This window comes from Microvirga massiliensis, from assembly GCF_001006805.1.
Classification (GTDB): domain Bacteria; phylum Pseudomonadota; class Alphaproteobacteria; order Rhizobiales; family Beijerinckiaceae; genus Microvirga; species Microvirga massiliensis.
Map to the genome: position 1 here is coordinate 420,453 of NZ_LN811354.1, position 5,266 is coordinate 425,718.

At 60.5% G+C, this 5,266-nt stretch carries 3 protein-coding genes; all 3 read left to right on the top strand.

Going from position 1 to position 5,266, the window contains the following annotated elements; genetic code table 11:
• Nucleotides 1-390 (top strand): sugar nucleotidyltransferase (locus BN1233_RS18015; RefSeq protein ID WP_048707987.1); only part of this gene is annotated, 390 nt, incomplete at its 5' end.
• 105 nt (nucleotides 391-495) lie between these two features.
• On the top strand, nucleotides 496-2,838 hold the full coding sequence (locus BN1233_RS18020; RefSeq protein ID WP_187144315.1) for a glycosyltransferase: 2,343 nt from the start codon (nucleotides 496-498) through the stop codon (nucleotides 2,836-2,838).
• A 5-nt stretch (nucleotides 2,839-2,843) separates the two neighbouring features.
• Entirely contained in the window at nucleotides 2,844-5,123 is a 2,280-nt protein-coding gene (locus BN1233_RS18025) for a glycosyltransferase family 2 protein (RefSeq protein ID WP_048707982.1), read from the top strand.
• Nucleotides 5,124-5,266: the final 143 nt, after the last annotated feature.

The following is a 5,266-nucleotide window of genomic DNA, read 5'->3' on the forward strand; positions in this document are numbered from 1 at the left end:
ACGCGGCCGAAGTCGCACTGGGCCGTGACGGGGCTCTACTTCTATGACCCGCAGGTCGTGGCGATCGCCCGGTCGTTGAAGCCCTCGGCGCGCGGCGAGCTCGAGATCACCGACGTGAACCGGCAGTATCTGGAGCGTGGCGAGCTGCACGTGCAGAAGATGGGGCGCGGCTTTGCCTGGCTCGACACCGGCACGCCCGAGTCGCTCGTCGAGGCCGCCGAGTTCGTGCGGGCGCTCGAGAAGCGGCAGGGCTTCCGGATCGCCTGCCCGGAAGAGATCGCCTTCCAGCTCGGCTGGATCAGCCGAAGCGAGTTGGTGGCGCTCGGAGAGGAACTCTCAAAGAGCGACTACGGGAAATATTTGATCAGGGTCGCGGAGACAGGTACGTAAGATGCTCTCGAGGAGGGCAAGGCACCTGGAATGAAGTCCAACCCGAACTTGCCGTGTGACGTGCAGCCCGACGGGCGGCAACATTCGCCTTTGCCGACAGAAACGATGTTCGATTCTGCGGAGCAGGAGTTGCGTCAACTCCGCGCGGAGTTCGAATCGGCGAACAAGGCATACCAAGCCGAAATCCAGCGTCTGAGGGCGGATTACGACAAAACTACGGCCGAGTACCAGCGCGAACTGCGCCGGGTGCGAGTCGAGGAAGCTGCAGCGCGCGAATCGGTTTCTGCCCTCTTCCGCAATTCCATGTCATGGCGCATCACCGCACCGCTGCGCGCGGCCACAGAGGTGTTGCGTAGGCGCGGTCTGAGCAAAGATGCCCTGGCACGAGCTGCAGATAGCTCCCCCCCCGTGTCCATGCCTAGAGGCACGATGGACCACCGCAGCGCTATGCGCACGCTGCTCGCGAACCGCCTCGCCGCCTTCTTGGCCGGCAATGGCACCCTGGTCCTGCCGACCGCGACGGAGCCCGAGGTCAGCATCGTCCTCGTGCTGCACAACCAGGCTGAACTGACTTTTGGATGCCTCTCCTCGATCGCCGAATGCCTCAGTGCTCACAATGGTGTCGAGGTCGTTATCATCGACAATGCCTCGACCGACGCGACAGGTGATCTCTTGGCACGCATCTCCGGTGCGCGGGTGATCGTAAGCGAAGAGAACCTGCACTTCCTCCGGGGCGTCAATCGCGCAGTGCAGGAGGCGCGCGGGCGGAACCTCCTGCTTCTCAACAACGACGCCCAACTTCTGCCCGGGACGCTTGAGGCAGCGCTCCGATGCCTCAATTCTGCCCCGGATATCGGTGCGGTTGGGGGGAGGATCATCCTGCCGGACGGTACGCTCCAGGAAGCGGGATCGATACTGTGGAATGATGGTACCGCCACTGGATATGGTCGCGGACGAATGCCAACGGAACCCGAATTCGACTTCCGACGAGATGTCGATTACTGCTCCGGTGCCTTTCTGCTGACGCCGCTAGACGTTTTCCGCCGCATGGGCGGCTTCGATGATATCTACGCGCCCGCGTATTATGAGGAGACGGACTATTGCGTGCGGCTGCACCAAGCGGGATTGCGTGTGGTCTTCGACCCGGATGTCGTGGTGCTGCATTACGAGTTCGGCAGTTCCAAGACATCCGCACATGCACTCGCGCTACAGCAGCGCAACCACTCAGTGTTCCGCGAGCGTCACGCAGAATGGCTTGCCCAGCGACCAGCACCCGGGCAATTTCTCGCGGGTCGATCCCGCCCGCGCGGACCGCGCATTCTCGTCGTAGATGACCGTGTGCCGCATCCCCAGCTGGGCGCGGGCTATCCGCGAGCGCGCGATATGTTGCGCGAACTCGCGGCCGCAGGAGCGGAAGTCACGCTCTTTCCGATGTTCCTTCACAAGGAGACGCGCTCGCAACTGCGCCGCAGCCTCGATGCAGAAATCGAGGTGATGCACGGCCACGATAGCAACTCGCTCCGCCGATTTCTTGAGGAGCGACGCGGCTACTACGATGGAATAGTGATTTGCCGGCCGCACAACATGCGCGCCTTTCGGAAGGCAATTGGCCAGAACCAAGCGGTCGTCGGTGAGGCCATCCAGATCTACGACGCCGAGGCGATCTTTTCCATGCGTGAGATCACGCAACGCCGTCTCGCCGGTGAGGACATCTCCGAGCAGCAGTCGCAGCGGATGGTAGCCGAGGAGATCGCACTGACGCGTGGCACGAATGCCGTGCTGGCAGTCTCGGCCCACGAAAAGGCATTGTTCGAGCAGAACGGCGCTGGTCCAGTCCATCTACTCGGCCACGCCATACGGGTGGAGCCGGGCGCAGAGTCCTTCGCTGCTCGCAACGGTTTCATTTTCGTTGGCGTGCTTCAAAGTGACGAATCTCCGAATGCTGACAGCCTCCGCTGGTTCGCTTCCGAGATCCTGCCGCGAATTCGGCGTGAACTTGGAGCGAGTCTGCGACTCACAGTAGTCGGCCATTGCGACGCGCCATCGATCCGTTCGCTTGATGGCGTAGCCCTCGATCTGATCGGCCCTGTCGACGATTTGCGCCCGGTTTTCGACAGGGCTCGAGTTATGGTAGCGCCGACACGCTTCGCCGCAGGTATCCCCCACAAGGTCCAGCAAGCTGCGGCCTTTGGTGTGCCTGTAGTCGCGACGAAGCTGATCGCGGACCAGACTGGCTGGCAATCCGCGCGCGACCTCCTTGCAGCATCCGACGCCGAGGCATTTGCTGAGGCCTGCATCCGTCTCCACCGCGATGACGCGCTCTGGACTGCAGTCCGTGAGGCGGCGCTCACGCGCTGTGCCGAAGATTGCTCGCCCGAGGCCTTCCGACATGGTATCCGTGCGATCCTCGACTCTGTGATTGAGCGCCGCACCGCAGTGACGGCCTGATTCCCATGGTGGAAAAGCTCCAACTGACTCCGCTAAACGATCTCGAGCATGACGGAGATTTGTGGATCGCGACTGGCGAGGATCCGCAGTTCCTGCTCTCTCCGCCCTCCGGTCGGTATCCGGGCGGCTGGAGCTTGATCCGCTTCGAAGCCGAAGGTGAAAGAACAGAACTCAGTCCAGTTCTCTACGTCGATAGCGGTTCCGGCTTCTCGGAAGCGGCATCGTACAGTGCTTCTGTCTATGATGCTGGACGAGACGGCATCCTGTTGCGATTGCCGGAAAAGGTGCTTGCACTTCGCCTTGATCCCCTCAGTGGTCGTGGACGCTTCCGCATAGACAATCTCCGAATCGAGCGCATCGGAAGTGCACGCGCGGTGTGGAGGCGGATTTCGCCTGCGCTCGCGCGCGCTCGTCGAGTTCCCAGGCTGGTATTGCATTACGTCGCCAATGTCGCACGAATTGCTCGCAGCTCCGGCTTGCGGGGCGTCTTGCGGCACGCGTTGCATGCCCCCGCCGCGACGGCCGGAGGCGACTACGCCAAGTGGATCCGTTGCTATGACACGCTTACGGCAGAAGATTGCACCAAAATTGCCGCGCGGATTTCCGCCATGCATGCCAAGCCGACGATTTCCGTCGTCGTGCCGATTTACAATACACCCGAACGCCTACTCCGCCGCTGCATCGAATCAGTACTAGCGCAGCTCTGGCCGCACTGGGAACTTTGCCTGGCAGACGACGCTTCCCCGGCACCTCATGTACCGGCGATCTGCGAGGAGTATGCGCGACGTGATAGGCGAATACGCTTCACACGGCGCGAAACGAACGGACATATCGCTGCTGCTTCCAACACCGCCCTCGGCATGGCCAGTGGCGAGTTCGTGGCATTGCTCGACCACGATGATGAGCTTGCGCCTCATGCTCTTTACATGGTGGTCGAGGCGCTTGCGACTCAACCTGACCTCGATTTGATCTTTACAGACGAGGACAAGATCGACGAGTATGGGAGGCGGCACGAGCCATGGTTCAAGTCGGATTGGAACTATGACTTGATGCTGTCCCAGAACGCTGTGGTTCACCTTGCCGTCTACCGCCGCCGCCTTGTCGAGGAGGTAGGTGGCTTTCGCAGCGGGTTTGATGGAAGCCAGGATTACGATCTCACCTTGCGTATCGCCGAGCGCACGACGTCGGACCGCATCCATCACATACCATTCGTCCTTTATCATTGGCGCGCCACATCCGGATCTGTTGCCCTTAGTGTCGATGAGAAGGACTACCCCTACGAGGCCGCCGTTCGCGCTGTTCAGGACCATCTTGATCGCACCGGTCGCGCAGGAGCGCGTGTAGAGCGACAGGATCATCCTGGCTACTACCGCATTCATTGGCCGCTACCGCCGGAGTCACCCCGCGTCGCTGTAATCATTCCGACGCGCGATAAGGTAGACCTACTCCGCGTTTCCGTAAGCTCCATCCTTACGCGCACAGACTATCCCACAGTTGAACTTATTATCGTCGATAACGGCAGCGTGGAGGACGAAACGCGCAAATTTCTGCACGAACTTGAGAAGCAGCGCAGCGTTCGGGTGTTGCGATACGATAAGCCCTACAGCTTTGCGGCTTTGAATAACTGGGCAGTATCGCAGACGACGGCACCGCTTGTTGCCTTTGTCAACAACGATATCGAGGTGATCACTGCGAGTTGGCTGTCCGAAATGGTGGCCCGGGCGCTCCGGCCTGATGTTGGCGCAGTTGGCGCCAAGCTCTACTACCCGAACGGCACCATCCAACATGCAGGCATCATCGTCGGCATTGGGGGGTTGGCAGGGCACCCGCATCTTGGCCTGTCGCGCAATGAACCGGGATACTTTGGTCGCGCAGCCTGCGCACAGTCCTTATCTGCCGTCACCGCGGCTTGCATGGTCATTCGCCGTGACGTTTTCCTGGCCGTTGGCGGGTTCAATGAGCGAGATTTCGCAATTGCTTTCAACGACGTCGATCTGGGCCTACGCCTCAATCAGGCCGGCTATTCCGTGGTGTGGACGCCACATGCTGAGCTCTTCCATCATGAGAGCGCAAGCCTTGGTCCCCCTACTGACAAGCGGCGCTCGCGCCAGTTCGAGGAGGAGTGCGCAAATCTGCGGCGGCGCTGGATAGACGTGAGTTCGAATGATCCATTCTATAACCCTAACCTAACTTTGTCTGGTGGGGATTGGAGCCTCGCCTTCCCGCCACGGGTGAGGAAGCCTTGGGAGGCGGAGTGCGGCGTACGACCAGGGTTAGAATTCTAAAGCCAGGAGCATTGGTCTCTGTGACTCGCTGCATAGTTCGAAGACCCGAAGCCCCTGAGTAGAGCGGGCAATTGAGTTGATCATTGGGCCATGGACAGATGTCTAAGATGCCCTGAGTAGGGTAATTAGCCAAAATGCGCATC

Excerpts from the sequence above, each read along its gene's own strand:
- BN1233_RS18025 (WP_048707982.1), top strand. The coding sequence starts at position 2,844 with ATGGTGGAAAAGCTCCAACTGACTCCGCTAAACGATCTCGAGCATGAC.
- BN1233_RS18020 (WP_187144315.1), top strand. The coding sequence starts at position 496 with ATGTTCGATTCTGCGGAGCAGGAGTTGCGTCAACTCCGCGCGGAGTTC.